Annotated in this window: 25 protein-coding genes; 14 read left to right on the forward strand and 11 right to left on the reverse strand. The window is 66.8% G+C overall.

Going from position 1 to position 23,569, the window contains the following annotated elements; translation table 11 throughout:
* Positions 1-335: 335 nt before the first annotated feature.
* The 5 genes from JANGC3_RS0124910 to rpoH all read left to right on the forward strand — a co-directional run bounded on the left by JANGC3_RS0124910 (position 336) and on the right by rpoH (position 5,421).
* On the forward strand, positions 336-1,283 hold the full coding sequence (locus JANGC3_RS0124910) for a MerR family transcriptional regulator (protein WP_017879215.1): 948 nt from the start codon (positions 336-338) through the stop codon (positions 1,281-1,283).
* 120 nt (positions 1,284-1,403) lie between these two features.
* Entirely contained in the window at positions 1,404-2,450 is a 1,047-nt protein-coding gene (gene ftsY / locus JANGC3_RS0124915; protein WP_017879216.1) for a signal recognition particle-docking protein FtsY, read from the forward strand.
* A 4-nt stretch (positions 2,451-2,454) separates the two neighbouring features.
* Complete coding sequence (locus JANGC3_RS0124920) at positions 2,455-3,117, forward strand: cell division ATP-binding protein FtsE (RefSeq protein WP_017879217.1); 663 nt, start codon at positions 2,455-2,457, stop codon at positions 3,115-3,117.
* Entirely contained in the window at positions 3,114-4,034 is a 921-nt protein-coding gene (ftsX, locus tag JANGC3_RS0124925; protein ID WP_017879218.1) for a permease-like cell division protein FtsX, read from the forward strand. Before JANGC3_RS0124920 ends, ftsX begins: the two co-directional genes overlap by 4 nt.
* Before the next feature lie 493 nt (positions 4,035-4,527).
* Positions 4,528-5,421, forward strand: coding sequence for an RNA polymerase sigma factor RpoH (rpoH, locus tag JANGC3_RS0124930; RefSeq protein WP_035789056.1), 894 nt, complete (start codon positions 4,528-4,530; stop codon positions 5,419-5,421).
* Positions 5,422-5,514: 93 nt separating this feature from the next.
* Here the strand turns inward: rpoH and JANGC3_RS0124935 are convergent, their stop codons facing one another.
* A complete protein-coding gene (locus JANGC3_RS0124935) occupies positions 5,515-5,781 on the reverse strand; it encodes a hypothetical protein (protein WP_017879220.1) in 267 nt (88 codons plus the stop codon).
* A 153-nt stretch (positions 5,782-5,934) separates the two neighbouring features.
* On the opposite strand from JANGC3_RS0124935, the gene JANGC3_RS0124940 reads away from it, so the two are divergent.
* Entirely contained in the window at positions 5,935-6,369 is a 435-nt protein-coding gene (locus JANGC3_RS0124940) for a hypothetical protein (protein WP_026133487.1), read from the forward strand.
* 84 nt (positions 6,370-6,453) lie between these two features.
* Here the strand turns inward: JANGC3_RS0124940 and JANGC3_RS0124950 are convergent, their stop codons facing one another.
* Positions 6,454-7,632 (reverse strand): cytochrome P450, encoded by a 1,179-nt coding sequence (locus tag JANGC3_RS0124950; RefSeq protein WP_017879223.1) that lies wholly within the window; start codon positions 7,630-7,632, stop codon positions 6,454-6,456.
* 92 nt (positions 7,633-7,724) lie between these two features.
* Between JANGC3_RS0124950 and JANGC3_RS0124955 the strand changes: the two genes are divergently transcribed.
* Positions 7,725-8,420 carry an ArsR/SmtB family transcription factor gene (locus tag JANGC3_RS0124955; protein WP_017879224.1) on the forward strand — a complete coding sequence of 232 codons (696 nt, stop codon included), beginning with the start codon at positions 7,725-7,727 and terminating at the stop codon, positions 8,418-8,420.
* 134 nt (positions 8,421-8,554) lie between these two features.
* Positions 8,555-9,478 (forward strand): sulfurtransferase, encoded by a 924-nt coding sequence (locus JANGC3_RS0124960; RefSeq protein ID WP_017879225.1) that lies wholly within the window; start codon positions 8,555-8,557, stop codon positions 9,476-9,478.
* Positions 9,479-9,502: 24 nt separating this feature from the next.
* Here the strand turns inward: JANGC3_RS0124960 and JANGC3_RS0124965 are convergent, their stop codons facing one another.
* From JANGC3_RS0124965 to JANGC3_RS0124990, 6 genes are all read right to left on the reverse strand, one after another.
* Entirely contained in the window at positions 9,503-10,576 is a 1,074-nt protein-coding gene (locus JANGC3_RS0124965; protein ID WP_026133489.1) for an ABC transporter substrate-binding protein, read from the reverse strand.
* A 160-nt stretch (positions 10,577-10,736) separates the two neighbouring features.
* A complete protein-coding gene (locus JANGC3_RS33010; RefSeq protein WP_017879227.1) occupies positions 10,737-10,874 on the reverse strand; it encodes a hypothetical protein in 138 nt (45 codons plus the stop codon).
* A 55-nt stretch (positions 10,875-10,929) separates the two neighbouring features.
* Entirely contained in the window at positions 10,930-11,511 is a 582-nt protein-coding gene (locus JANGC3_RS0124975) for a TerD family protein (RefSeq protein WP_017879228.1), read from the reverse strand.
* A 30-nt stretch (positions 11,512-11,541) separates the two neighbouring features.
* Positions 11,542-12,237, reverse strand: a complete 696-nt coding sequence (locus JANGC3_RS0124980; protein ID WP_026133490.1) for a TIGR00266 family protein — start codon at positions 12,235-12,237, stop codon at positions 11,542-11,544.
* A gap of 87 nt (positions 12,238-12,324) precedes the next feature.
* On the reverse strand, positions 12,325-12,900 hold the full coding sequence (locus JANGC3_RS0124985) for a TerD family protein (RefSeq protein WP_017879230.1): 576 nt from the start codon (positions 12,898-12,900) through the stop codon (positions 12,325-12,327).
* 167 nt (positions 12,901-13,067) lie between these two features.
* The gene (locus tag JANGC3_RS0124990; RefSeq protein WP_017879231.1) at positions 13,068-14,114 is read right to left on the reverse strand and encodes a DUF475 domain-containing protein; all 1,047 of its coding nucleotides are present in this window, start codon (positions 14,112-14,114) and stop codon (positions 13,068-13,070) included.
* A gap of 100 nt (positions 14,115-14,214) precedes the next feature.
* On the opposite strand from JANGC3_RS0124990, the gene nhaR reads away from it, so the two are divergent.
* Complete coding sequence (gene nhaR, locus JANGC3_RS0124995) at positions 14,215-15,132, forward strand: transcriptional activator NhaR (RefSeq protein ID WP_026133491.1); 918 nt, start codon at positions 14,215-14,217, stop codon at positions 15,130-15,132.
* 108 nt (positions 15,133-15,240) lie between these two features.
* Here the strand turns inward: nhaR and JANGC3_RS0125000 are convergent, their stop codons facing one another.
* Positions 15,241-15,663, reverse strand: a complete 423-nt coding sequence (locus tag JANGC3_RS0125000) for a nuclear transport factor 2 family protein (protein WP_081612031.1) — start codon at positions 15,661-15,663, stop codon at positions 15,241-15,243.
* A 315-nt stretch (positions 15,664-15,978) separates the two neighbouring features.
* Here JANGC3_RS0125000 and JANGC3_RS0125005 point away from each other — a divergent pair, with 315 nt between their 5' ends.
* Both JANGC3_RS0125005 and JANGC3_RS30080 read left to right on the forward strand, forming a co-directional pair.
* Entirely contained in the window at positions 15,979-17,295 is a 1,317-nt protein-coding gene (locus JANGC3_RS0125005; RefSeq protein WP_017879234.1) for an MFS transporter, read from the forward strand.
* 232 nt (positions 17,296-17,527) lie between these two features.
* On the forward strand, positions 17,528-18,307 hold the full coding sequence (locus JANGC3_RS30080) for a substrate-binding periplasmic protein (protein ID WP_157407000.1): 780 nt from the start codon (positions 17,528-17,530) through the stop codon (positions 18,305-18,307).
* 167 nt (positions 18,308-18,474) lie between these two features.
* Here the strand turns inward: JANGC3_RS30080 and JANGC3_RS0125015 are convergent, their stop codons facing one another.
* Together JANGC3_RS0125015 and JANGC3_RS0125020 are read right to left on the reverse strand one after the other, a co-directional pair.
* Complete coding sequence (locus JANGC3_RS0125015) at positions 18,475-19,791, reverse strand: ATP-binding protein (protein WP_017879236.1); 1,317 nt, start codon at positions 19,789-19,791, stop codon at positions 18,475-18,477.
* Positions 19,788-20,537: a response regulator gene (locus JANGC3_RS0125020; RefSeq protein ID WP_017879237.1), complete on the reverse strand. Its 750-nt coding sequence runs from the start codon at positions 20,535-20,537 to the stop codon at positions 19,788-19,790. Before JANGC3_RS0125020 ends, JANGC3_RS0125015 begins: the two co-directional genes overlap by 4 nt.
* 172 nt (positions 20,538-20,709) lie before the next feature.
* Between JANGC3_RS0125020 and JANGC3_RS0125025 the strand changes: the two genes are divergently transcribed.
* The 3 genes from JANGC3_RS0125025 (at position 20,710) to JANGC3_RS0125035 (ending at position 23,557) form a co-directional block, all read left to right on the forward strand.
* The gene (locus tag JANGC3_RS0125025) at positions 20,710-21,153 is read left to right on the forward strand and encodes a DUF2147 domain-containing protein (RefSeq protein ID WP_026133493.1); all 444 of its coding nucleotides are present in this window, start codon (positions 20,710-20,712) and stop codon (positions 21,151-21,153) included.
* Between the two features lie 145 nt (positions 21,154-21,298).
* Positions 21,299-22,636 (forward strand): hemolysin family protein, encoded by a 1,338-nt coding sequence (locus JANGC3_RS0125030; RefSeq protein ID WP_017879239.1) that lies wholly within the window; start codon positions 21,299-21,301, stop codon positions 22,634-22,636.
* Positions 22,637-22,714: 78 nt separating this feature from the next.
* Complete coding sequence (locus tag JANGC3_RS0125035) at positions 22,715-23,557, forward strand: substrate-binding periplasmic protein (RefSeq protein ID WP_017879240.1); 843 nt, start codon at positions 22,715-22,717, stop codon at positions 23,555-23,557.
* Positions 23,558-23,569 lie beyond the last annotated feature (12 nt).

The raw sequence follows: 23,569 nt of genomic DNA on the forward strand, positions 1-23,569 counted from the left end.
GCCATAAAAACCTATTTTGTCCAGGACAAAACGCCTTCCTATCGCATAATCCAGCAAACGTTGATGAAAGTCAATTTTGTCTGGCGGCGTCGGTGGTAGCGCGCTTCACCGGTATATACGCGGCAGTGCTTAGCGTCGGATTCAACTATTTGCAGCCATGCAACAAAATGCGGAGTGCGCGAAGGGCGGTGCCGGAGAGCGACGCCGGCGCCGCCTGCGCCTGCCTTATAGAAAAAGGTAAAATGCCAATCCCATCCAGCGTGGATGTATTTATTAGCAGGCCGGGCCGGGCCGCGCCCCCCCCCCCCGGCGGGCCGATCCGGCCGCAGCACCTTATGGACACTGACATTCCACCCTTAGCCGTAGCGAGCAGCATCAGCGATGTCGAACGCGACACCGGCCTGGCCAAGGAAACCCTGCGCGTGTGGGAACGCCGCTACGCTTTCCCGCAGCCGCGGCGCGATCCCTTCGGCGAGCGCGTGTATCCGGCCGAGCAGGTGGACAAGCTGCGCCTGGTGAAGCGCTTGCTCGACCTGGGTTTCCGCCCCGGCAAAATCATCGGCCACAGCAGCGCGCAACTGCAGGCGCTGGCCGAACAGAACGCCGGCGCCGCGCGCGCCGGCGCCGCGCCGCCCGACCCGCGCGTACGGCACTGCCTGGCGCTGTGCCAGGGCCACGATATGGAGGCCCTCGGCGCGGCGCTGCTGCAGGCGCTGCCGGAGATGGGTTTGCGCGACTTCGTCACCGCGCTGGCGGCGCCGTTGACGACCCTGGTCGGCGACACCTGGGCCTGCGGCCAACTGGCCGTGTTCGGCGAGCACCTGTATACGGAATTGCTGCAAAGGGTGTTGCGCCACGCGATTTTTTCGATGCCGCGGGCGGCCCGGCCCGGCCCGCGCGCGCCGCGCATTCTGCTGACCACGCTGCCGCAGGAGCGCCACGGCCTGGGCCTGCTGATGGCCGAGGCGCTGTTCCTTGCCGAGGGCGCGCATTGCACCTCGCTGGGCGTGCAGACGCCGCTGCAAGACATCGTCGACGCCTCGCTCAGCCAGCGCAGCGACGTGATCGCGCTGTCGTTTTCCGGCGCGATGAACGCGCGCCAGGCCGCCGACGGCCTCGGCGAACTGCGCGCCCGGGCGCCGGCGGGCGTCGAGCTGTGGGCCGGCGGCAGTTGCCTGGCCCTGCAAAAGCGCCCGCCCGCCTTCGTCCGCGTGCTCGATCTGGCGCAGGTCGCGGCCGCGCTGGCCGACTGGCGCCGGCGCCACCGTGGCGCGCCGGCATAATGTTGCCAAATGAAACAAGGCGGCGGCGGCCCGCCGGCCCGCTCTGGTAGAATAGCCGCTGTCGATTCACCCGCCCGGCGCCGCCGGGCCTGCGCTTGAAGCGTCCCCAACCACACTCCCATGTTTAGTTTCTTCAAGAAAAAACCAGCCCCCACCCCCGTTGCACCGCAACCCGCCGAGATCGCCGCGCCCGTTGCCGCCGCCCCGGCCGCGCCCACGCCCGCCGTGGTCGCGCCGATCGCCGCCAGCGCCAGCCTTGACGCCGTCAAGAAGCAGAGCTGGATAGCGCGCCTGAAGAGCGGCCTGTCGAAGACCTCGTCGACGCTGAGCGTGTTGTTCGTCGGCGCCAAGATCGACGACGACCTGTACGAGGAGCTGGAGGCGGCGCTGCTGATGTCCGACGCCGGCATCGACGCCACCGCCTTCCTGCTCGGTGAGCTGAAAAAACGCGTCAAGGAGGACAAGCTACTCGACGCCGCCGCCGTCAAGGCCGCGCTGAAGGTCTTACTGACCGAGCTGTTGCTGCCGCTGCAAAAACCGTTCGAGCTGGGCCGCCACCAGCCGCTGGTGATGATGATCGCCGGCGTCAACGGCGCCGGCAAGACCACCTCGATCGGCAAGCTGGCCAAGCACATGCAGGCCAACGGCCAGTCGGTGCTGCTGGCCGCCGGCGACACCTTCCGCGCCGCCGCGCGCGAGCAGTTGATGGTCTGGGGCGCGCGCAACAACGTCACCGTGATTTCGCAGGAGTCGGGCGACCCGGCCGCCGTCGCCTTCGACGCGGTGCAATCGGCCAAGGCGAAGAAAATCGACGTCGTCATGGTCGACACCGCCGGCCGCCTGCCGACCCAGTTGCACCTGATGGAAGAATTGAAGAAGATCAAGCGCGTCATCGGCAAGGGCATGGAGGGCGCGCCGCACGAAATCCTGCTGGTGATCGACGGCAACACCGGCCAGAACGCGCTGACCCAGGTCAAGGCCTTCGACGACGCGCTGCAACTGAGCGGCATCGTCATCACCAAGCTCGACGGCACGGCCAAGGGCGGCGTGCTGGCGGCGATCGCCCGGGTGCGCCCGGTGCCGGTGTACTTCATCGGCGTCGGCGAGCAGATCGAGGACTTGCAACCCTTCGTGGCCGCCGAATTCGTCGAAGCGCTGCTCGGATAAGCCGATGATCGAATTCGAGCACGTCAACAAACAATATTCCCCCGACGCCACGGCGCTGAGCGACATTTCGCTGTCGGTCGCGAAAGGCGAGCTGGTGTTTTTGGCCGGCCCGTCCGGCGCCGGCAAGTCGACGCTGCTGAAGATGATCGCGGCGATGGAGCGCCCCACTTCCGGGCGCGTCATCGTCAACGGCCAGGACATCGGCAAGATCAAGCCGGCCGGCGTGCCCTTCCTGCGCCGCAACCTGGGCTTGATCTTCCAGCAGCAACGCCTGCTGACCGACCGCTCCATCCTGGCCAACGTCATGCTGCCGCTGCTGGTCACCGGCGCCTCCAAGGCCCAGGCCGAGCAGCGCGCCCGCGCCGCCCTGGACAAGGTCGGCCTGCTGGAACGCGCGCTGGCGCGGCCGCTGGCGCTGTCCGGCGGCGAACAGCAGCGCGTGGCGATCGCCCGCGCCATCGTCAACCGGCCGCAGATCATCCTGGCCGACGAACCCACCGCCAACCTCGACCGCGCCAGCGCCGACAAGGTGCTCGACGCCCTGAAAGCCTTCCATTCGGTCGGCGTGACCTGCCTGATCTCGACCCACGACGAACGGGTGATCGAATCGGCGGCGCGCGTGATCCACCTGAAACTAGGCCACATCGTCAGCGGGGAGGACGCATGAAAAGCTGGTTCCGCCAACACGGCTTCGCGCTCGGCTCGGCCCTGATCCACCTGCGCAAGGCGCCCGGCAGCTTCGTCTTCAACATCTTCGTCGTCGCCATCGCGCTGGCGCTGCCGTTCGCCGGCGTGACCTTGCTCGACAACGTGCGGCCGATGTCGGAGCAGATGTCGGTCGACCCGGAATTGAGCCTGTTCCTGCAACCGGGCGTGCCGCGCGAGCAGGCCGTGGCGATGGCGCCGGCGCTGCGCCGCGTGCTGGCCGACGGCAAGGCGAAAATCGTCTTCGTGCCGCGCGAGCAGGCGCTCGACGCGCTGAAGAACAAGAGCGGCCTGAGCGACGTGCTCGACACGCTGGGCGACAACCCGCTGCCCGACAGCTACGTGCTCAAGCTCGACGCCTTCAAGAACGCCGCCGACGCCGGCCGGGTCGACGCCGTCGCCGAGCAACTGCGCGCGCTGCCGGGCGTCGATTCGGTGCAGGTCGATTCGGCCTGGGTCAAACGCCTGGCCGCGCTGCTGGGCGTGCTGCGCCTGGCGCTGCTGCTGCTGGCGGTAACGCTGGGCACGGTCGTCATCGCCGTGGTGTTCAACACCATCCGCCTGCAAGTGATGACGCAGCGCGACGAGATCAGCGTCTCCAAGCTGATTGGCGCCACCGACACCTTCATCCACCGGCCGTTCTACTATACCGGCGCGCTGCTGGGCCTGTGCGCCGGCGGCGTCGCGCTGGGCGCGGTGGCGCTGGCGTTGCGGCCGTTGAACGTCGCCATCGCCGAGTTCGCGCGGCTGTACGCGTCGGAATTCCAATTGGCGCCGCTGGAGCCGCTGGCGATGGCCGGCCTGCTGGCGCTCAGCGCCGGCCTGGGGCTGGTCGGCGCCGTGCTGTCGGTGCAACGCCACCTGGCGCGGCTGAATTAATGGCGCGCCGGCAACGCTGAAAAAACCGCGGCGCCGGTGCGCCCCGGCGGCGCGCACATTCCCGCCCTTTCTTAAGCCAGTCTTCAGTAAGCTCTCCCATACTGTATCGCGCTGACGCACGGAAGAACTATCCCTGCGGCGTCCACTCTAAGTTTTCAAGTGGATAGTGCGGCAAAGACCCTCTGTTATTTGACGTGGAGCAAGGATTGCTGAAAAGACAGTGTGCTTCCGACTTTAAACATCACCATCGCGTATGATAGGTTCATAGTATTTATGCTATCGTCGCGATTAGTTGACGCGATTGGCACTCTCCACGGCAGAGTGCTAATATACGCAACAATCATGGTCGGGACGCGGTTTAAGCAAGATGACGCCGCCCCCGCCTCCGGCAAGACGCAACAGGTAACAAACCGTAACAGTCCGTGTCGACCCCGGACCCCGATGGCACATTGGTAACAGAGCAAGACTACAAGAGCGAGGAAGATATATGACTATGATGTCCGCACCGTCCGCATTGGTTACGACCAAGAGTAACGCGCTGGGCCTCGGGTTTACCGGCAATCTGGGTAACCTGGATGCCTATATTTCCGCCGTCAACCGTCTGCCGATGCTATCGCACGACGAGGAAAAATCGCTGGCGACGCGTCTGCGCGCCAGCAACGACCTGGCCGCCGCGCAAGAACTGGTGCTGTCCCATCTGCGCCTGGTGGTGTCGATCGCCCGCGGTTACCTGGGCTACGGCCTGCCGCACGCCGACCTGATCCAGGAAGGCAACATCGGCCTGATGAAGGCGGTCAAGCGTTTCGACCCGGACCAGGGCGTGCGCCTGGTGTCGTACGCGATGCACTGGATCAAGGCCGAGATGCATGAATACATCTTGAAAAACTGGCGCCTGGTGAAAGTGGCGACGACGAAGGCGCAGCGCAAGCTGTTCTTCAACCTGCGCAGCCACAAGACCGGCCTGGACGCGATGACGCCGACGCAAATCGACGCGCTGGCGAAGCTGCTGGACGTCAAGCGCGAAGAAGTGATCGAGATGGAAACCCGCCTGAGCGGGCGCGACATCGCGCTCGAATCGCCGACCGACGACGAGGACGACAAGTTCTCGCCGATCGCCTACCTGTCGTCGGAGCAAAGCGAGCCGACCAAGGTGCTGGAAGCGGAACAGGTGACGCGCCTGCAATCGGAGGGGCTGGAAACGGCGCTGGGCAAGCTCGACGCCCGTTCGCGCCGCATCGTCGAAGCGCGCTGGCTGGCCAACGACGACGGCTCCGGCGCCACGCTGCACACGCTGGCCAACGAGTTCGGCGTCTCGGCCGAGCGCATCCGCCAGATTGAAACGGCGGCGCTGAAGAAAATGAAGGGCGCCCTGGCCGCCTTCGTGTAAGCGACGCCGCGGCAGGCACAAAAAAGGCGCTCACACGGGCGCCTTTTTTCATGCCATCGGCAGGCGCCGGCGCCGGCCTTCGGCCTTCTGACTTTACGCGGCCAAGCCCTTGGCCAGCACGTCGGCGACCACCTCGTTCAGATCGACGCCGCGCTCTTTGGCCAGCGTTTGCAACTGCAGCACCAGGTCGCTGTTCAGCTTGACGGCGAACGGCACCAGGCCCAGCGCCTGGTCCAGCTTGCGCTGCTCGCGGCGGTCCAGCACGGCCACGTCTTCTTTACCGAAACCGGCCGCGCCAGGGGCGACCATTTTCCCCATGAGTTTTTTGGCATCGCTCTTCGCCATTCCGGTCTTTTTCATTGTTTCCGTCCTCGTTTATTTCAAAACGCCATTTTACGCAGTATCCGGCGCGCCATCGATTTTGTTTGCGCGCCACCGAAATGGCAATTTTGTTATCCTCGTCCCCGATCCACTGTGGCCGGCTCCCCGGCCCGCGGCACCGAAAGGAAGAATATGAAGCGAAACATTCTGCGTTTATGGCTGATCCTGCCCGCCCTGTGCGCCTGCCTGGCGCTGCTGGGCGCCTGCGGCGCGGCCAGCAGCGCCGCCGACAACCCGCCGGCCGGCAGCGTCACGCACGTGATGGCGGTCGGCCAAAGCGTGGCCGTCACCCCCACCGCCACCCTCAAGCTCGACCGGGTCAACGACAGCCGCTGCAAAACCGGCGCGGTGTGCGTCTGGGCCGGCTACGTCAGCTACAGTTTCACGCTGAGCGACGGCACCGGCGCGTCCTCGTTCACGCTGTCCGACTCGATGCCCGGCGGCAGCCCCGAAGTGACCCAGCAAAAACTCACGTTCACGCTGGTCTCGGTCGATCCCGCCGCGCCGCCGGCGCTGCACGCGCCGGAGCCGCATTACCGCGTCACCGTCAAAGTGACCATCAGCTGACGCCGGCGCGGCGCAGCCGGTAATCGCGGAACACCGCGGCCCGCCTGGCCCCGGGATGCGGCCAGACTTCGAAAATAACCGCGATCATGCTTGCCCCTGCGCGAGGTGGAAAACCGGAATGCGCGCGTTCACCGAGCGGCGGTAGCGCCACGCCAGCGCCCCCGGCGCCGGCGGCCGGCGGCGCCACTCGGCCACGGCCGCCGCCGCGATGCTGCACGCCAGCGCGTGGCCGGGGCAGGCGTGCGGCCCGTGGCCGAAGCCGAACACCCGCCGCGCCGGCCGCTCCAGCAAGAATTCGTGCGGCCGCGGGTTGGCGGCCGGGTCGCGGCTGGCGGCGGCGAGCAGCACCAGAATGGTCTGCCCGGCCGCGACGTCGACGCCGCACAGCGTGCCGGCCTGGGCCATGTAGCGCCGCGTGTTGTGCACCGGCGGGTCGAAGCGGCTGACCTCGTGCACCAGCGCGTCGACGCGCTCCGGCGCGGCGCCGACGGCGCGCGCCAGGCCGGGCTGGCTCAGCAAGGCGACGATGCTGTTGCCGACCAGGCCAGCCGTCGCCTCGTAGGTTTGCGACAGCAAGCCGACCAGGTTGGCCAGGATGGCGCCGGCCCCGTCCCAGCCAACCTCGGCCGCTTCGCGCAGCACCGCCTGCAACAGGCTGCCCGGCTGCGGCGCGGCTTGCCGCAGCAAGGCCTCAAAACTATGCAACAGTTGCTGCGCGGCGGCGTTGGCCCCGGCGATCTGCGCGGCGCTGCTCAGCGGCGACAGGCAGGCGACGAAGTCGGCCATCCAGGCCGCCAGCGCCGGCCATTGCGACCGAGGAAAGCCGATCAGGCCGGCAACGGTATACAGCGGCACCTCGACCATCCAGTCGGACAGTTGCGCCGGCTGGCGCAGGTCGCGCGTCGCCGCCGAGGCGGCGGCGACGGCCGCGGCGCCGGCCCGCAACGCCAGCGGGTCGACGCCGGCCAGCGCGCGCTGCAAGGCCAGCTTGGGCTGGCGGTGGCGGGCGCCGTCGTTCATGCGCACCAGTTCGCCGAAGATGGCGCCGGCGCCGCCCCCCGCCAGCGCCGCCGGCACCGGCTCGGCGAGCGGGCGCACGCGGCAGCGCGGCTCGCCCAGCACCGCCTCGACGGCGGCGGCGCCGGCCGCCAGCCACAGGCCCAGGCGCGCGTCGAACGCCAGCGCCGGGCCGGCCGCCAGTTCGGCGTAATACGGATAGGGATCGGCGCGCGTCGGCGCCGCCAGCGCATCGATTGCCGTCATCTGTTCTGTCATCTGCTCTGCTCTCATTGCATGTCGGGATACAGTGCAGTATCCTGGCATTCCCGCCGCAACGATTCGCTCACCAACGAAGCATGGATGCAAAAAACGCCGACACCTCCCTGTCCGCCGTCGCCGGCGCCATCGCCGAACCGGCGCGGGCGCGCATGCTGTGCTGCCTGCTCGACGGCCGCGCCCGCACCAGCACCGAACTGTCGGTGGTGGCAGAGGTGAGTCCATCGACCGCCAGCGCGCACCTGAACCGCCTGCGCGACGAACGCCTGGTGCAGATGGTGGCGCAGGGCAAGCACCGCTACTACCAACTGGCCGGCGCCGACGTCGCCAAGGCCTTGGAAGCGCTGCTGGTGGTGGCCGGTTTGCCGCGCCCCGAATTCACGCCGAACACGCCAAGCCGGCTGCGCCACGCCCGCACCTGCTACGACCACATGGCCGGCTCGGTGGCGGTGGCGCTGCACGACCAGATCGCCGCGCAGGGCTGGTTGCTGGCGGCGGCGCCGGGCGCGGCCGACTACACGCTGTCGGCGCAGGGCGCGGCCGGCTTCGAGCGGCTCGGCCTGGACTTGGCGGCGCTGCGCAAGCTGAGGCGGCGTTTCGCCTGCCCCTGCCTGGACTGGAGCGAGCGCCGCCCGCACATCGGCGGCGCGCTCGGCGCGGCGCTGCTGCAACTGGCGCTCAAGCGCGGCTGGGCCGAGCAAGACCTCGACAGCCGCGCGCTGAGCGTCTCGGCGGCCGGCCAGCGGCGCATGCTGGCCGCGTTCGCGCCGGCGTGACGCCGCCGCATGGAATCTGACCGGCTAACCCGACCTACGAAAATCGCACCGGCGCGCCGGCGGCTGGAGCACAGGCAGGCGTTAAAATACGGGCTGATCCCTTTCCGCAGCAAGCCGCGCCGATGCCCCCTTCCATGACGCAAACCATCCCCACCGCCTGGCGCGGCGACCTGGTGCGCTGGCGGCAGCTGGTGCCGCCGGCGTGGCTGGCGGCGCTGATCGCCGGCGCGCCGGTGGCCGCCGCGCCGGCCGGGCACTGGCGCCTGTTCGAAGTCGGCTGCGGCGACGCCGCGCTGTTTAGCGCCGGCCACATCCCCGGCGCCGGCTACCTCGACACCGCGCAACTGGAGCGGGCGCCGTTGTGGGACAAGGTGCCCGACCCGGCGCTGCTGCAACTGCTGCTGGCGCACGGCGTGCGCCACGACAGCACCGTGCTACTGTACGGACGCCATCCGCTGGCGGCGGCGCGCGCCGCGCACCTGATGCTGTACGCCGGCGTCGCCGACGTACGCCTGCTCGACGGCGGCCTGGCGGCCTGGAACGGCGCCGGCGGCGCGCTGGCGACGGGCGCGGCGCGGCGCCACCCGCCCGCGGCCGCGTTCGGCGCGCCCTTCCCGGCCCGCCCCGACTACCTGATCGACACCGGCCGCGTGCGGCAACTGCTGCTGCAGCCGGACGGCGCGCTGGTCAGCATCCGCACCTGGAACGAGTTCATCGGCCGCACCTCGGGCTACAGCTACATCGACGCCCGCGGCGACATTCCCGGCGCGCGCTGGGGCCACGCCGGTAGCGGCGACGACGTCAACAGCATGAGCGAGTTCCACCACCCGGACGGCAGCATGCGCGACGCCGCCGCCATCCGCGCCATCTGGGCCGAGGCCGGCATCCACGCCGGCCAGGACACCGCCTTCTACTGCGGCACCGGCTGGCGCGCCTCGCTGGCCTTCTACTACGCCTGGCTGATGGACTGGCCGCGCATCAGCGTCTACGACGGCGGCTGGTGCGCCTGGAGCAGCGACCCGGCCAACCCGGTGCTGCGGCGCGACGGCCCGCCCTGACTATCGCGCCGCCAGCTTCAACGCCTACTTGGCGGCGCCGATCTGCCAGAAGCCGTCGCGGCCGACCGAGGTGCGCGCCATGATCGCCGACGGCAGCGCGACGTTCAGCGCGGCCAGGCGCCGCGGGTCGATCAGCACCGTCGGCTCCTCCTGCTTGAGGATGGGCATCACGTCCGGCTTGACGTGGCGCTGCAATATGCGCGCCGCCTGGTTGCCCGAGAGCGCGCCGACGTAACCGAAATCGGCGCCGACATACAGCACCGCGCCGGGCAGGCGCATCAGCGCCAACGTCACCACCGGCACCTGGTTCTCGACGCCGAAATCGCCCAGGTCGGTGGCCGGCTCGTACTTGCGCAGGCCGTAATAGGTGTCCAGCGGCACGGCGAACATCTGCACCCCGCCCTGCCCGTACAACTGCTTCAGCGACGGCACGATGCTGTCGCTCTTGCCCACCAGTTTGGACGACACGGCGATGCCCAATTGGCCGGCGCTGGATGTGGCGGCGTTGACGTTGGCGACGCCGTTTTCATCGTCGGTGTGGACCATGCCGATGCGCCGCACCTGCGGGAAAATCTGCTGCACCAGCTTGACCGTGTCGCCCATGTCGGTGTGCAGGGTGGCGCCGGTGACGCCCTCGCCGCCGTCGACCAGCGAGACGCAGCCGGCCTCCTTCGGATCGGCGACGGCCGTAAACACCAGCGGAATGCCGGCGTCCTCCAGAATGCCGCGGGCGTAGCGGGTGGCCGGCGTGCCGATGGTCAGCACCAGGTCGGGCTTGGCGGCGGCGATGCGGGTGGCCTCCTCGCGGATGCGCATCAAGACGCCGATCCGGCTCCAGAAGCCGCCCTTTTCGACGTCGAAATCGATCTTCACGCGGTTCAAGCGCAAATTTTTGCCCGGCACGATGCCATTGTTCTTCAACCCCGTCAGAAACCCCGTCATGGCCTCCTGGAACGGCTCGATGTCGGTGACCTGCAACACCTCGACCGTAAACACGTGCGTCTCCTCCATCGCGGTCGGCGCCAGCGCCTCCATCGCCCGCGCCGGCAAGGCGCCCGCCAGCAGTACCAGCGTCAATATACCTGCAACTTTGCGCATAATTTTTTCCATGTGAGATGTGAATTCGGATGCGGCCCGCACGCGGGGCGGGCCCGGCGCGGCCGGATCGCGGCAGCGCCAAAGAATCTGAACGGAACGTTGCGGTCCCGCCGTATGGAATAATTAGAACAGAAATGGTGCTTTTTTAGCAAACAGAATACTATCCCTGCGAGCCAATTTCGGTGCCGCCGAGCCAGCGCGCCGCTGCATAATGCCGGGCCGCCAATGCGTGCACCGCCCCGAAGGACAGCGCCCCCGGATCGCTTTCCTCGCCGGCGCGTAAGTCGCGGATCAGCATCAGCGGACCGGATAAGAATAAAACGGACGCGGCGGCGGGCGCCGCCGCGGTGGCCTTACAGGTGCGGGGTGATTTGCGGCATCAGGTCGTCGAAGGTGCGGCCGTTGCCGTTTTCGCCGATCGCGTGCATCTTCCACTCGCCGTTGTGGCGGTACAGCTTGGCCATGATCTGCGCCGTGTGCGCGCCCTGCACCGACAGGTTGAAGCGCGCCACTTCCTGGTTGTTGCTGGCGTTGAGGATACGGCAGTAGGCGTTTTCCACCTGCGAAAAATTCTGGCCGGTGAAACTGTTGACGGTAAACACCAGGCTTTTCACGTTGGCCGGCACTTGGCTCAGGTCGACGTTGATCTGTTCGTCGTCGCCGTCGCCGGCGCCGGTGCGGTTGTCGCCGGTGTGGACGACGCTGCCGTCACGGCTTTTCAGCTGGCGGAACCAGACGATGTCGGACTTGTTGTTGCCCTCGTCGAACATCACGCACGACGCGTCCAAGTCGATCGCCTCGGTCTTCGCGCCAAAGCCGAAGAAACCCTTGGTCTTGATCGAATCCCAGCCCAAGCCCATGGTGATACGGCTCAGCGTGGCGCCGGCTTCCTTGTCCAGAGAGATTTTCTGGCCCTTGCTCAAATTGACTGACATAGTAGCTCCTAGATGTTGTATGTATATAAATTACGACTGCTTGCGCTGGGTCCAGTTCAGGAAGGCGGCGCGGTTGCGCGAACACACCAAAACCTTACCCTGGCCCGAAAACTTCAACACCATGCCCTCGCCGCTGGTCTGGCTGTTGACCAGGTTGCCGAGGAAACCGCCGCTGCTGCCGGTGGTAATGGAAATTTCGTACTTCAACCGGCTGTCCCAACACACCACGTGGGAATTGTCGATGACGATGTCCTTGCCCGGCGTGACCTCCAGCTGCGACATCGAGCCGAAGCCGGACACCGCGACCTGGCCGCTGCCGGCCGTCTCGGTGATGAAAAAACCGCCGCTCTGCGCGAACAGCGCGTTGCCCAGGCTTTGCGTGCGCACCTTCAAGTCCACACCCGAGCTGGCGGCCACGAAGGCGCCGTCGCTGAGCATGTACTGGTTGGCGCCGACGTCGACGATCTGCATCGCGCCCGGCAGGGTTGGCGAGAGCAGGCAATCGCCGTCGCCGCGCAGCGCCTCGATGTGCTGCTGGAAAAACGACTCGCCGTTAGCGAAGCGGCGCATGATGGCGCTGCCGATACCGCCGGTCATCTTGCCCTTCAAGTCCAGGTTGGACTCCATCATCACCATCGCGTCCGATTCGCAATAGATTTTTTCGCCCTTCGCAAGCGATACGTGCAGAAACGGGTCCACATCCCCTGTGATGCTAAAAACTGGCATTTGAACTTTCCTTGTCGCCTGAAAGCAGGCCTGCGAATGCATCCAAGCTGGCCGCGGCCCGCCACGCGGACCGCGGCCAGGCGCGTATTACACGCCGACGCCGAACGACGCCGCCAGAGGACCCAGGCCGCCTTTGTAGCCTTGGCCGATGGCCTTGAATTTCCAATCGGCGCCGTTGCGGTAGATCTCGCCGAAGACCATCGCGGTTTCCGCCGAACCGTCCTCGGACAGGTCGAAGCGGGCGATTTCGGTATTGCCGTTGGCGTTGATGCAGCGCACATACGCCTTCTGTACCATGCCGAAGTTTTGCTTGCGCGCTTCGGCGTCGTGGATCGTCACGCAGACCGAAATCTTGTCGACGTCGGCCGGCACCATGGCCAGGTCGACCGAGACGGTTTCGTCGTCGCCGTCGCCGGCGCCGGTGCGGTTGTCGCCCGAGTGGGTGACCGAACCGTCGCTCGACTTCAGGTTGTTATAGAAAATCATGTCGAGGTCGGCGCGCACTTTGCCGTCGACCTTCAGCAGGAACGCGGAGCCGTCGATGTCGAACGCGGCGCCGTCGGTGGCGCGCGCATCCCAACCCAGACCAAGAACCATTTTCGACAAGCCCGGCGCTTCTTTGCTCAGATTAACGTTGCCGCCTTTTTGCAGACTGATTGCCATGATGTGTTTCTCCTATGTGATGAAAAAGTGTTGCTGTGCTTCATGAACACCTGGCGCCGCCGCCGTTCCGCCTTGCGGAGCCGGCACTGGCGCCTGGGTACTGCCGGCGGCGAACCGGTGTTCATCGATTGCCGCACTGATACTGCACTGTGATACTTAAGGCTTCGTTAGGCGGCCACTTCGAGCCCGCCCTGTTTGCGTTTGTAACGTACCGACGACCACAGCGACGCCAGGATGAAGGCTACACCAATCAGACCGGTAAAGATTTCCGGAATGTGGAATTTCATGCTCGCCAACATAATCACCGCCAGGATACCGATCGCATAGTGCGCGCCGTGCTCCAGGAAAACGAACTCGTCAAGGGTACCCTTTTTCACCAAGAACACCGTCATCGACCGTACGAACATCGCGCCGATCGCCAGGCCCAACATAATGATCACCACGTCCTTGGTGATCGCGAACGCGCCGATCACGCCGTCGAAGGAGAACGACGCGTCCAGCACTTCCAGGTACAGGAAACCGCCGATACCGCCGCGCTTGACCAGATCGCCGACATTGCTGCCGCTGTCCTCTTTTTCCAGCAAACCGCTGACCACGTCGACGCCGACATACGTCAGCACGCCCCACAGGCCGGCCGTCAGCACCACCAGTTTCTGGCCTTCTTCCACCATCGACAGGCTGGCCATCAAGGTACCCAGCGCAAGCATCACCGACACCGAGGAAATCTTGCCCAGCGCGCCCAGCTTTTCTTCCAGGCGGCCCAGCCAATGCATTTCTTTTTCATCGTCCAGCAGGAAGTTCAGGAACACCAGCAGCAGGAAAATACCGCCGAAGGCCGCCACTTCCGCGTGGTGGTTGGTCAAGTGCGTCGAATAGGCTATCGGATCGTTCAGCGCCAGGTGCCACACTTCCATCAAGCCCAGGTCCGCGGCCTGCGCCACGATCACCAGCGGAAACAGCAAACGCATACCGAACACCGCGATGATGATACCTACGCCGAGGAACAACTTCTGCCAGAAATCGTCCCAGGTCTTCAGCACCGAGGCGTTGACGACCGCGTTGTCGAACGACAGCGACACTTCCATGATACCCAGGATGGCGGCGATACCCAGCGCCGACCACATGCCCGACATGCCGTTGTGGCTGTAACCCCACCAGCCTGCCACGGCCAGACAAACCGCCGTGACCAGGAAAGAAATTCTAAAATGTTTCATTGAAACCCCTTCATAAATAAGTCAACGAAGTGCAGTGTAACCAACATCGGATTATTTAAAAATAGGAGATAATCGAAGTATCACATCGGAAAAACAGAAGATGAAAACAACCGGACTCAACTTGCGACACTTGTATTTCTTCTGGGTTGTCGCGAAAGAAGGGGGCGTCACGCGCGCCGCCGAACGACTCGGGCTGGCGGTGCAGACCATCAGCAGCCAGTTGGCGCTGCTCGAACAATCGGTCGGCAAGTCGCTGCTGGCGCCGCAGGGGCGGCGCCTGGTGCCGACCGAGGCCGGCCGGCTGGCGCTCGGTTACGCCGACCAGATATTCCTGCTCGGCGAGCAGTTGCAGGACGCGCTGGCCGAGTCCGACACCGAGAAAATGCGCCTGACGGTCGGCATTTCCGACTCGCTGCCGAAACTGATCGCCTACCGCATCCTGGAGCCGACCCGGCACCTGGCGGTGCAGGTCAAGCTGGCCTGCTATGAGGATGAATTCGAGTCGCTGCTGGCCGACCTGGCGCTGCACAAGCTCGACGTGGTGCTGACCGACCGCGCGGTGCCGAGCGGCGCCGGGGTGCGCGTGTTCAGCCACCTGCTGGGCGAAAGCGCGATGAAGCTGTTCGGCGTGAAGGAATTGGCGCAGCGCTACCGCGGCGGCTTTCCCGGCAGCCTGAACGGCGCGCCGCTGCTGCTACCGACGCGCAACAACGCGCTGCGCGGGCGCATCGACGAATGGCTGGTGACGCACGGCGTGCGTCCGGACGTGGTGGGGGAATTCGAGGACAACGCGATGCTCAACACCTTCGGGCGCAACGGCTTCGGGCTGTTTTTCGCGCCGGCCGCGCTGGAGTACGACATCAAGGAGCAATTCAACGCCGACATGGTCGGCGACGTGCCCGAGCTGCGCGAGCACTTCTACGCCATCTCGGCCGCGCGCAAGATCGAACATCCGGCCGTCGTGGCGATCCTGGCGACGGTGCACAACGGCTTGTTTGCCAGCGCCAGCCGGGATTGAGGGGTTGGCGCGTTAACGCCCGGGGCGTCGCCCCGGGGCCGGGGCGTCAAGTCCGGCCCCGGTTCTTTGGCGTTGGTGTATGGCGGCTGTCACGGCGCGCCGGCTGGCTTACTGCTGCACCGGCGCGGCGCTGAAGGTCTTGTTGGTGATCTTCCACTCGCCGTCGATTTCCAGCAACACCATGTAATCGGTGAACGTCACTTCCGGATACTCCAGCACCACCTTCGCGGTCGCGGCGTTGCCGGTGACTTCGAAAAACTCGATGCGGCGGGTGCGCTGCGCCTCGTCGGCGGCCGGCTGGCCCTGGAAGCGCGCGGAAAATTCGTCCACCGTCAGCGCGTGCAACTTGCCGTCGCGGAAGGAAACAATGCGGGCGTCCGGATGGAAGGCCTTGCGCATGTAGCTGGCCTCGCCGGTGATATGGCCGTTCAGGTAATCGTCGATCGGCGCGCGCGCCGCCGCCACTTCGGGGGCCAGCGGGATGATCTCGGCGTTAATGTCGGTCGGTTCGTGCAAGGCTGCAAATTTCATCAATTCTCCATGGAGTGAGGTGCAGAATCGACGATTCTGCCGGCGTAATGCTGTGCACGGTTCGTGCGCTGCCTGCAGCTTACCCGCTCCCGCCCGCGCCAACGCAACGGGAAAATGATGATCCCTATATGCGCCACGACATACATGGCGCCGCGCCGGCGCGCCCGAGCGCCGCCGATTCACAAGGAAAGCTGATAAATCCATTCGAAAATACCGTTTGAATAATAGATTGAAGTCGATTGTAATGCAGCACTGGACACCGCATTCGGCATGGCGGCCGCCAGCCCAAGCAATCCACCCCAGGAGTCCAGCAATATGAGCAATACGATCGATATTCCCGATCTGATCAACAGCAGCAAAATCGGCCGCTTCCAGACCGGCATGCTGGTCCTATGCGGCCTGTGCGTGATCATGGACGGCTTCGACGTCCAGGCGATGGGTTATGTCGCCCCGGCCATCATCGCCGACTGGCACGTCAGCAAAGCCAACCTGGGACCGGTGTTCGGCGCCGGCCTGCTGGGCATGCTGGTCGGCTCGCTGCTATTCAGCGTGGCCGCCGACAAGATTGGCCGCCGCCCGGTGTTGATCGGCTCGACCCTGTTCTTTGCGGTCTGCATGCTGCTCACGCCGCTGGCCGGCAGCATCGAGCAATTGCAGCTGATCCGCTTCGTCACCGGCCTGGGCCTGGGCGCGGTGATGCCGAACGCGATGGCGCTGGCCGGCGAATACAGTCCGCTGCGCAAGAAGGTCACGCTGATGATGCTGGTCTCCTGCGGCTTCACGGTCGGCGCGGTGCTCGGCGGCCTGCTGTCGGCCGCCCTGATTCCCACTTTCGGCTGGCAGTCGGTGTTTTACGTCGGCGGCGTGGCGCCGCTGATCATCGGCATCCTGATGTTCTTCCTGCTGCCGGAATCGATGCAATTCCTGGTGCTGCGCAAGAAGAACCTCAACCAGGTGGCGCTCTGGCTGAAACGCATCGCGCCCGACGCCGTCATCGACGGCGCTACCCGCTTCGTGGTGCAGGAAAAGGAGCACAAGGGCGCGCCGGTGTTGCAGTTGTTCCGCGAGGGCCGCGCCAAGATGACCGTGCTGCTGTGGGTGATGAACTTTATGAACCTGCTGAACCTGTATTTCCTGTCGAACTGGCTGCCCACCATCGCCAAGGACGCCGGGCTGTCGACCGCCAACGCGGTGCTCGCCGGCACCGCGCTGCAAGTCGGCGGCACCGTCGGCACCATCGTCATGGGCCAGCTGATCGACCGTTCCAGCTTCCGCCGCGTGCTGCTGCCCTGCTTCGTGGTGGCGGCCGTGGCGATTGCGCTGATCGGCCGCCCCGACGTGTCGCTGCTGTTCCTGTTCGCGACGATCGGCGTGGCCGGCTTTTGCGTCGTCGGCGGCCAGCCGGCCGTCAACGCCCTCGCCGCCAGCTACTACCCGACCACGCTGCGCTCGACCGGCATCGGCTGGAGCCTGGGTATCGGACGCATCGGCTCGATCATCGGACCGGTGCTGGGCGGCGAACTGATCCGCCTGAACTGGCCCAACAGCACCATTTTCCTGGTCGTGGCGATCCCGGCATTGGTGTCGGCGCTGATGGTATGGAGCATGCGGCGGCCGGCGCCGGCGGCTTGAGACAAACCAACGGCGCAACCCCGGGTCGTTGCCTGATGCCGCCGAATAAAGTCGCGTAGGTCCGATGAGCGACAGCGTCATCCGACGCCGCGCCGCCGACGACGCCGGTCGGGTCGGGCCGTTCCGGCTAGCCCGATCTACAAAACGGCATCTTTGACGCTCGCGACACAAACAATACGGGTATAATTTTTTGAAGCAACTGGACAAACCAAGGGAAACGGCGATGGCTGGCATGACAAGACGACGCGGCGCCGCCGGCTGGCTATGCGCCCTCGCGCTGCTGGGCGGCGGCCCCGGCGCGGGCGCCGCCGAACTCCAGGTGCTGACAGAGGAAAACCCGCCGATCTCGTTTAGCGAAAACGGCAAGGCCGCCGGCCTGGGCAGCGATGTCGTCAACGCCATCCAGCGCCGCCTGAAGAGCGCCGTCGCGCCGCAAGTGCTGCCGTGGGCGCGCGCCTACGCCATCCTGCAGCAGGAGGCGAACGTGGCGCTGTTCGCGACCATGCGCACCGCCGAGCGCGAAGCCCAGTTCAAATGGGTCGGCCCGATCGCCACCGTGAAGACCGGCTTTTACGCCAGGCGCGGCGCCGGCGTGCACGTGGCCAGCCTGGCCCAGGCGAAGTCGGCGGGCGCGATCCTGGTGCCGCGCGAATATTATTCGCACCAGGTGCTGCTGCAAAACGGTTTCACCAACCTGCAACCGGTGACCCGGCCCGACATCATGGTGCGCATGCTGATGGCCGGGCGGCGCGAGCTGATGGTCGGCGACAACCTGACCATCGACGCGCTGCTGCTCAACGTCGGCGCCAAGGCCGGCGACGCCGAGCTGGTCTACACCTTCATGGAATCGCAGTACTACATCGCGTTTTCGCGCCAGACCGCGGACGCGCTGGTGCAGCAGTGGCAGGCCGGCCTGGACGGCATGAAGCGCGACGGCAGCTTCGGCGCCATCTACGCCAAGTGGCTGCCGGGCGAAACCGCGCCGGGGCTGCGGCCCAGCGCGGCGAAATGAGTCGAAACTGAACAGCAAGGACGTAACCCAGGGGGCGGGCCTGAAGGCGCGACCCCGGCTGCCTGCCTCGGCTTGATTGTCAGCGTTGCCGGCCGGCGCTGGTCGCGGGTCGGCGTAGCCCTCCGCTGTGACGCGACGAGGATAAGCCGACTGGCGTCGGCATCGGCTTACACCCCGTCCAACGGCAGTAGCAGGCGCGCCTCCAGGCCGCCGCCGGCGCGGTTCGCCAGCGCCAGGCTGCCGCCCAGCGCGAGCGCCAGTTGCTGCGCGATCGCCAACCCCAGTCCGGTGCCGCCGGTGGCGCGGTTGCGCGAGCCTTCGACCCGGTAGAACGGTTGCAGCACGGCGTACAGCTCGCCGGGGGGAATGCCGGGGCCGCGGTCGAGCACGGCGATTTCCACGCCGCCGCCGGGCGCCGCCCGCACCGCCACCTCCACCGCCGCCGCGCCGCCGAACTTGATGGCGTTGTCGAGCAGATTGCCGACCACCCGGCGCAGCGCGTGCGGCCGGGTGCTGGCCGCGCGCCCGACCCTGCCGCTCAGCGTCACGTGCTGGCCGACGTCGCGGTAGTCGCACACCAGGCTGTCGAGTAGCGCGTCGAGGTCGGTGCGGCAGGGCTTTTCGCTGGCGCCCCCGGTGCTGCGCGCGTAGGCGATGCCCTCCTCCACCATCACCTGCATCGCGTCCAGGTCGCCCTGGAACTTGTCGCGCAGGGCCGCGCTGTCGAGCATGTCGGCGCGCAGGCGCAGGCGCGTGATCGGCGTCTGCAAATCGTGCGAGATGGCGGCCAGGATGTGCATCCGCTCGGCCAAGTGGGTGGCGATGCGGCGCTGCATGTCGTTGAAGGCGCGCGCGGCCCGCGCCACTTCCAGCGGGCCGTCTTCCGGCAGCGGCGCGCCGCGCTGCTCCGGCCCGAGCGCGTCGGCCGCGCGCGCCAGTTGCGCCAGCGGCCGGGTCGTCCAGCGCACCGCCAGCCAGGTGAACAGCGTCAGCATCAGCAATTGCAGCGCCGACAGCAGCCGCGACCACGGCGACAGCGCCATCTCCGTCGCCACCAGTTCCACCGTCAGCGGGGTGGCGTCGGCCAGCCGCAGTTGCAGGTACATGCGGCCGTCGCGCGCGCTGAGCGCCAGCGGATAGCGCGGCCCCAGCGCCGCCGCGACCGCGCCGCCGACCTGCAGCGCCAGCGGCGAGTGCAGCGGCGCGCCCGGCTGCGCCGGCGCGTCGGTATAGCGGTAGTTCTGGCGGGCGAAGCGCAGCCGCCACTCGGCGCGTTCGAGCGGCGCCACCCGCTCCAGGATGGCGACCGACGCGGCCAGGTCCTGCGCCAGGTAGTACACCATCATGTTCTTGCCGGTTTCGCGGCGCTCGTAGCGCAGCAGTTGCAGGTTCAGCGCGTAGGACAGCGCCAGGCCCAGGCAGAGGATCGCGCTGAGGCGGCCGAACAGCGAACCCGGCCACAGCCGCCGCAGCGCCCCGCTCACGCGTCGCCCGCGCCGGCGGCGCCGGCCTCCACCGCGGTCGAGAACACATAGCCCTCGCTGCGCACCGTCTTGATGTAGCGCGCCTCGCGCGAGTCGTCGCCCAGGCGCTGGCGCAGCCGGCTCACCAGGATGTCGATCGAGCGGTCGAACAGCTCGGCCTCGCGGCCCTGCGTCAGGTTGAGCAACTGGTCGCGGCTGAGCACCCGCCGCGGATGGTCGAGGAAGACCCGCAGCAGGCGGTATTCGGCGCCGCTCAGCGAAACCATGGTGCCGTCGGCGTCGAGCAGGTGGCGGCCGGTGGTGTCGAGCCGCCACGCGCCGAACGCCAGCACGTGCGCCGCCTCGGCCGCGCGCAGCGCCGGCGGCAGCATGCGGGTGCGGCGCAGCACCGCGCGGATGCGCGCCAGCAGCTCGCGCGGCGCGAACGGCTTGGTCAGGTAGTCGTCGGCGCCCATCTCCAGGCCGACGATGCGGTCGGCCTCCTCGTTGCGCGCGGTCAGCATCAGGATCGGCAGCGCCGCCGCCGCGCCGGCGCGCAGGTCGCGGCACAGGGTCAGGCCGTCCTCGCCCGGCAGCATCAGGTCCAGCACCAGCAGGTCGACGGCGGCGCCGGCCAGCGCGGCGCGCATGTGGCGGCCGCCGGCCGCCGTCGTCACCTGGAAGCCGTTCCTGCTCAGGTAGGCGGCCAGCAGTTCGCGGATTTCCGCGTCGTCGTCGACGACCAGGATGTGATCTATGTGTTGCATACCGCTTTATAGCCGATTTTCGCGCCGCGTCGGCGTTTTTTGTAACACAAGGTTTCCACCGCCGCCGCGGATACACTGGATTACAAAAAACCCACCCGCCGACACATGCGAGCAATCCCGCCGCGTTCCAATACGTTCTGGCGCTTGCCACCCAACCTACCAGGAACACACCATGAACGCTACCCACTTGATCGCCGCCGCAATCGGCCTGGCCGCCGCCGGCTGGAGCGCCGCGCAAAGCCCGGCGCCGGCCGGGCGCTGGCTGACCGAAAGCGGCAACCTCGAAGTCGACATCGCCGCCTGCGGCCAATCCCTGTGCGGCACCGTCGTCAAGGTCATCGCCAACCGGTCGATGAGCGGGCCGGCGGCGGCGGCCATGGCGCCGCCGCCGGCGAACGCGCGCCCGCTGCTCGGCCTGGGCATCCTGCAAGACTTCGCCCCGGCCGCCGACGGCCAGTGGCAAGGCCGCATCTACAACCGCGAGCGCGACGCCAGCTACGATTGCCTGATGGGCCTGGCCGGCCCCGACCTGCTCCAGGTCAACATCGTGGTGTCGCCGGCGCTGCCGCCGAAGGTGCAGTTCTGGCGCCGCGTCGGGGCGCCGGCGGCGCCGTAGCCGCGGCCAGCGGCGGGCCGGCGGCGGCGCCGGCCGACGCGACGGCCGGCGCCGGGCTTACCCCGGCGCAACTGTGGAATTGAAAATCCGCGTTGTTGTGCCGTCGTCGTTTATGATGCTTGTTTTAACAGCCATAACGGCACATATGCATAACGTTTTTCTGGTCGTACTCGCCCTGTTCCTGGTCGCCCTCAACGGTTTCTTCGTGGCCGCCGAATTCGGCATCGTCAAACTGCGCCGCACCCGCATCCGCGCCATCGCCAGGTCGCAGGGCCTGCGCGGGCGCATCCTGGGCAAGGTCCATGGCGAGCTCGACGTCTACCTGTCGGCCTGCCAGCTCGGCATCACCCTGGCCTCGCTGGGCCTGGGCTGGGTCGGCGAACCGGCCTTCGCCAGCCTGCTTGAACCGCTGTTCGGCGCGCTCGGCGTGACCTCGCAGCAACTGATCCACGGCATTTCCATCGCCTTCGCCTTCAGCGTCATCTCCTTCCTGCACATCGTCGTCGGCGAACTGGCGCCGAAAACCCTGGCGATCCGCAACCCCGAGGCCATCGGCCTGTGGTGCGCGCTGCCGCTGTACGGCTTCTACTGGTCGATGTACCCGGCCATCTGGGTCTTGAACGCCAGCGCCAACGCGGTGCTGCGCCTGGCCGGCCTGTCCGGCACCGGCGGCCACGACTCGCACTATTCGACCGAAGAGCTGAAGCTGATCCTGCGCACCAGCCAGCCGGGCGAAAAATTCACCCGCGACGAGCGCAACATCCTGGCCCAGTCGCTCGACTTCGAGCAGCTGACGGTGGCGGACCTGATGCGCCCGATCAACGAGGTGATCGCCCTGCACGCCTCCAAGTCGCTGCAAGAGAACCTGCAGACGGTGCTGCGCAACCGCTTCAGCCGCTATCCGTATTTCGACCAGAACGGCGACGACGTACTCGGCGTGATCCACCTGAAGGACCTGTTCTTCGCCCAACAGGCCGGCAAGCCGATCACCTCGATGACGCCGTTCCTGCGTCCGGTCGACATCATTTCGGCGCGCACCCCGGCGCTGGAGCTGTTCCGCCGCTTCCGCGACGGCGCGCCGCATTTCGCGCTGATCGGCGAAAAGGGCAAGCGCCCGCTCGGCTTCATCACGCTCGACAACCTGCTGGGCGCGATGGTCGGCGAAATCCGCGACGAATTCCGCCTCAACGAGAACGATTGGCTGCGCCAGCCCGACGGCACCCTGGTCGGCAAGGCCAGCCTGCCGATCTTCTCGCTTGAACGCATCCTCGGCATCGACATCGAAAACGAGGAACTCGGCCTGGACGACGTCGAGTCGGTCGGCGGCCTGATCATGGTCAAGCTGGGCGACATTCCCAAACAGGGCCAGCGCATCGACTTCGCCGACTTCGACATTGTCGTCAAGAAAATGAACGGGCCACGCATCGTCCTCATCAAAGTGATTCCGAAACTCGAACGCCACGGGCCGGACGAGCAGGACTGAACGGCTGCGCCGGGCTAAACCTGTTGGAAGGCGGCCGCGCTTCTGCTAGAGTGGTGGCAACTTTGAGGGAAAACCGACGTGCTACAGCGCCTCCTCCTGTGCTGCACCCTGCTGGGCGGCGCCGCCGTCTCCCAGGCGCGCGAGCCCGCCGCGCCCGGCTGCGGCCTGCTCAGCGTCGGCTTCTACGACCACGGCGCGCTGCACTACCGCGGCGCCGAGGGCGGCTGGACCGGCATCGACCAGGACGTCGTCAACGAACTGGCGCGGCGCAGCGGCTGCCGCTTCTTCCCGCTGACCGAATCGCGCGTGCGCATCTGGGCCATGCTGCAAAGCGGCGCGCTGGACATGACGGTGTCGGGCATCGCCACCCCGGAACGGCATAAATACGCGCGGTTCGTCCCCTACCTGGCGGCGCGCAACTACCTGCTGCTGCCGAAGGGCGTGGCGGCGAAAGTGCGCAACCTCGACGAATTCCTGGCCGACCCCGGCTACAAGATCGGCGTCGTCAAAAGCTTCAAGCACGGCCCGACCTACGACGCCTGGCTCGACAAACTACGCGCCCAGGGACGGGTCTACGACGTCGCCGAATATACCGCCCTGATCAAGCTGCTCAAGATCGGCCGCGTGCAGGCGGTGCTGAGCCTGGCCACCAGCTGGGGCCAGCTCTTCAAAAACCCCGAATTTAGCGACGCGTTCCGCGCCATGGACTGGGCGCCCAGGGACACCCTGGTGGGCGCGCTGGTGCTGTCGCGCCAGAGCGTGCCCTTGGAAACCGTCGAACTGTTCGACAAGCACCTGCGCGAGATGCGCGCCGACGGCACGCTGAGGGCGATCTTCGAACGCCACGTCGACGCCGACCTGGCCGCCGGCATGCTTAACTACCCGAACGAGCCGGACGCCGACGCCCACGCCCACGACTAGCCACCGGGGCCG

The sequence above is a fragment of the Janthinobacterium sp. CG3 genome (assembly GCF_000344615.1).
GTDB lineage: Bacteria > Pseudomonadota > Gammaproteobacteria > Burkholderiales > Burkholderiaceae_D > Janthinobacterium.

What these genes read in the sequence shown, in the direction of transcription:
- JANGC3_RS0124960 (WP_017879225.1), top strand. Translation starts at nt 8,555, where the DNA reads ATGACGCAAACCATCCCCACCGCCTGGCGCGGCGACCTGGTGCGCTGG.
- JANGC3_RS0124910 (WP_017879215.1), top strand. Translation starts at nt 336, where the DNA reads ATGGACACTGACATTCCACCCTTAGCCGTAGCGAGCAGCATCAGCGAT.
- JANGC3_RS0124990 (WP_017879231.1), bottom strand. Translation starts at nt 14,114, where the DNA reads ATGAAACATTTTAGAATTTCTTTCCTGGTCACGGCGGTTTGTCTGGCC.
- rpoH (WP_035789056.1), top strand. Translation starts at nt 4,528, where the DNA reads ATGATGTCCGCACCGTCCGCATTGGTTACGACCAAGAGTAACGCGCTG.
- JANGC3_RS0124965 (WP_026133489.1), bottom strand. Translation starts at nt 10,576, where the DNA reads ATGCGCAAAGTTGCAGGTATATTGACGCTGGTACTGCTGGCGGGCGCC.
- nhaR (WP_026133491.1), top strand. Translation starts at nt 14,215, where the DNA reads ATGAAAACAACCGGACTCAACTTGCGACACTTGTATTTCTTCTGGGTT.
- JANGC3_RS0124920 (WP_017879217.1), top strand. Translation starts at nt 2,455, where the DNA reads ATGATCGAATTCGAGCACGTCAACAAACAATATTCCCCCGACGCCACG.
- JANGC3_RS0125025 (WP_026133493.1), top strand. Translation starts at nt 20,710, where the DNA reads ATGAACGCTACCCACTTGATCGCCGCCGCAATCGGCCTGGCCGCCGCC.
- JANGC3_RS0125005 (WP_017879234.1), top strand. Translation starts at nt 15,979, where the DNA reads ATGAGCAATACGATCGATATTCCCGATCTGATCAACAGCAGCAAAATC.
- JANGC3_RS0124985 (WP_017879230.1), bottom strand. Translation starts at nt 12,900, where the DNA reads ATGGCAATCAGTCTGCAAAAAGGCGGCAACGTTAATCTGAGCAAAGAA.
- JANGC3_RS0124950 (WP_017879223.1), bottom strand. Translation starts at nt 7,632, where the DNA reads ATGACGGCAATCGATGCGCTGGCGGCGCCGACGCGCGCCGATCCCTAT.
- JANGC3_RS0125030 (WP_017879239.1), top strand. Translation starts at nt 21,299, where the DNA reads ATGCATAACGTTTTTCTGGTCGTACTCGCCCTGTTCCTGGTCGCCCTC.
- JANGC3_RS33010 (WP_017879227.1), bottom strand. Translation starts at nt 10,874, where the DNA reads ATGCTGATCCGCGACTTACGCGCCGGCGAGGAAAGCGATCCGGGGGCG.
- JANGC3_RS0124935 (WP_017879220.1), bottom strand. Translation starts at nt 5,781, where the DNA reads ATGAAAAAGACCGGAATGGCGAAGAGCGATGCCAAAAAACTCATGGGG.
- JANGC3_RS0124980 (WP_026133490.1), bottom strand. Translation starts at nt 12,237, where the DNA reads ATGCCAGTTTTTAGCATCACAGGGGATGTGGACCCGTTTCTGCACGTA.
- JANGC3_RS0124955 (WP_017879224.1), top strand. Translation starts at nt 7,725, where the DNA reads ATGGATGCAAAAAACGCCGACACCTCCCTGTCCGCCGTCGCCGGCGCC.
- JANGC3_RS0124975 (WP_017879228.1), bottom strand. Translation starts at nt 11,511, where the DNA reads ATGTCAGTCAATTTGAGCAAGGGCCAGAAAATCTCTCTGGACAAGGAA.
- ftsY (WP_017879216.1), top strand. Translation starts at nt 1,404, where the DNA reads ATGTTTAGTTTCTTCAAGAAAAAACCAGCCCCCACCCCCGTTGCACCG.
- JANGC3_RS0125000 (WP_081612031.1), bottom strand. Translation starts at nt 15,663, where the DNA reads ATGAAATTTGCAGCCTTGCACGAACCGACCGACATTAACGCCGAGATC.
- JANGC3_RS0124940 (WP_026133487.1), top strand. Translation starts at nt 5,935, where the DNA reads ATGAAGCGAAACATTCTGCGTTTATGGCTGATCCTGCCCGCCCTGTGC.
- JANGC3_RS30080 (WP_157407000.1), top strand. Translation starts at nt 17,528, where the DNA reads ATGACAAGACGACGCGGCGCCGCCGGCTGGCTATGCGCCCTCGCGCTG.
- ftsX (WP_017879218.1), top strand. Translation starts at nt 3,114, where the DNA reads ATGAAAAGCTGGTTCCGCCAACACGGCTTCGCGCTCGGCTCGGCCCTG.
- JANGC3_RS0125020 (WP_017879237.1), bottom strand. Translation starts at nt 20,537, where the DNA reads ATGCAACACATAGATCACATCCTGGTCGTCGACGACGACGCGGAAATC.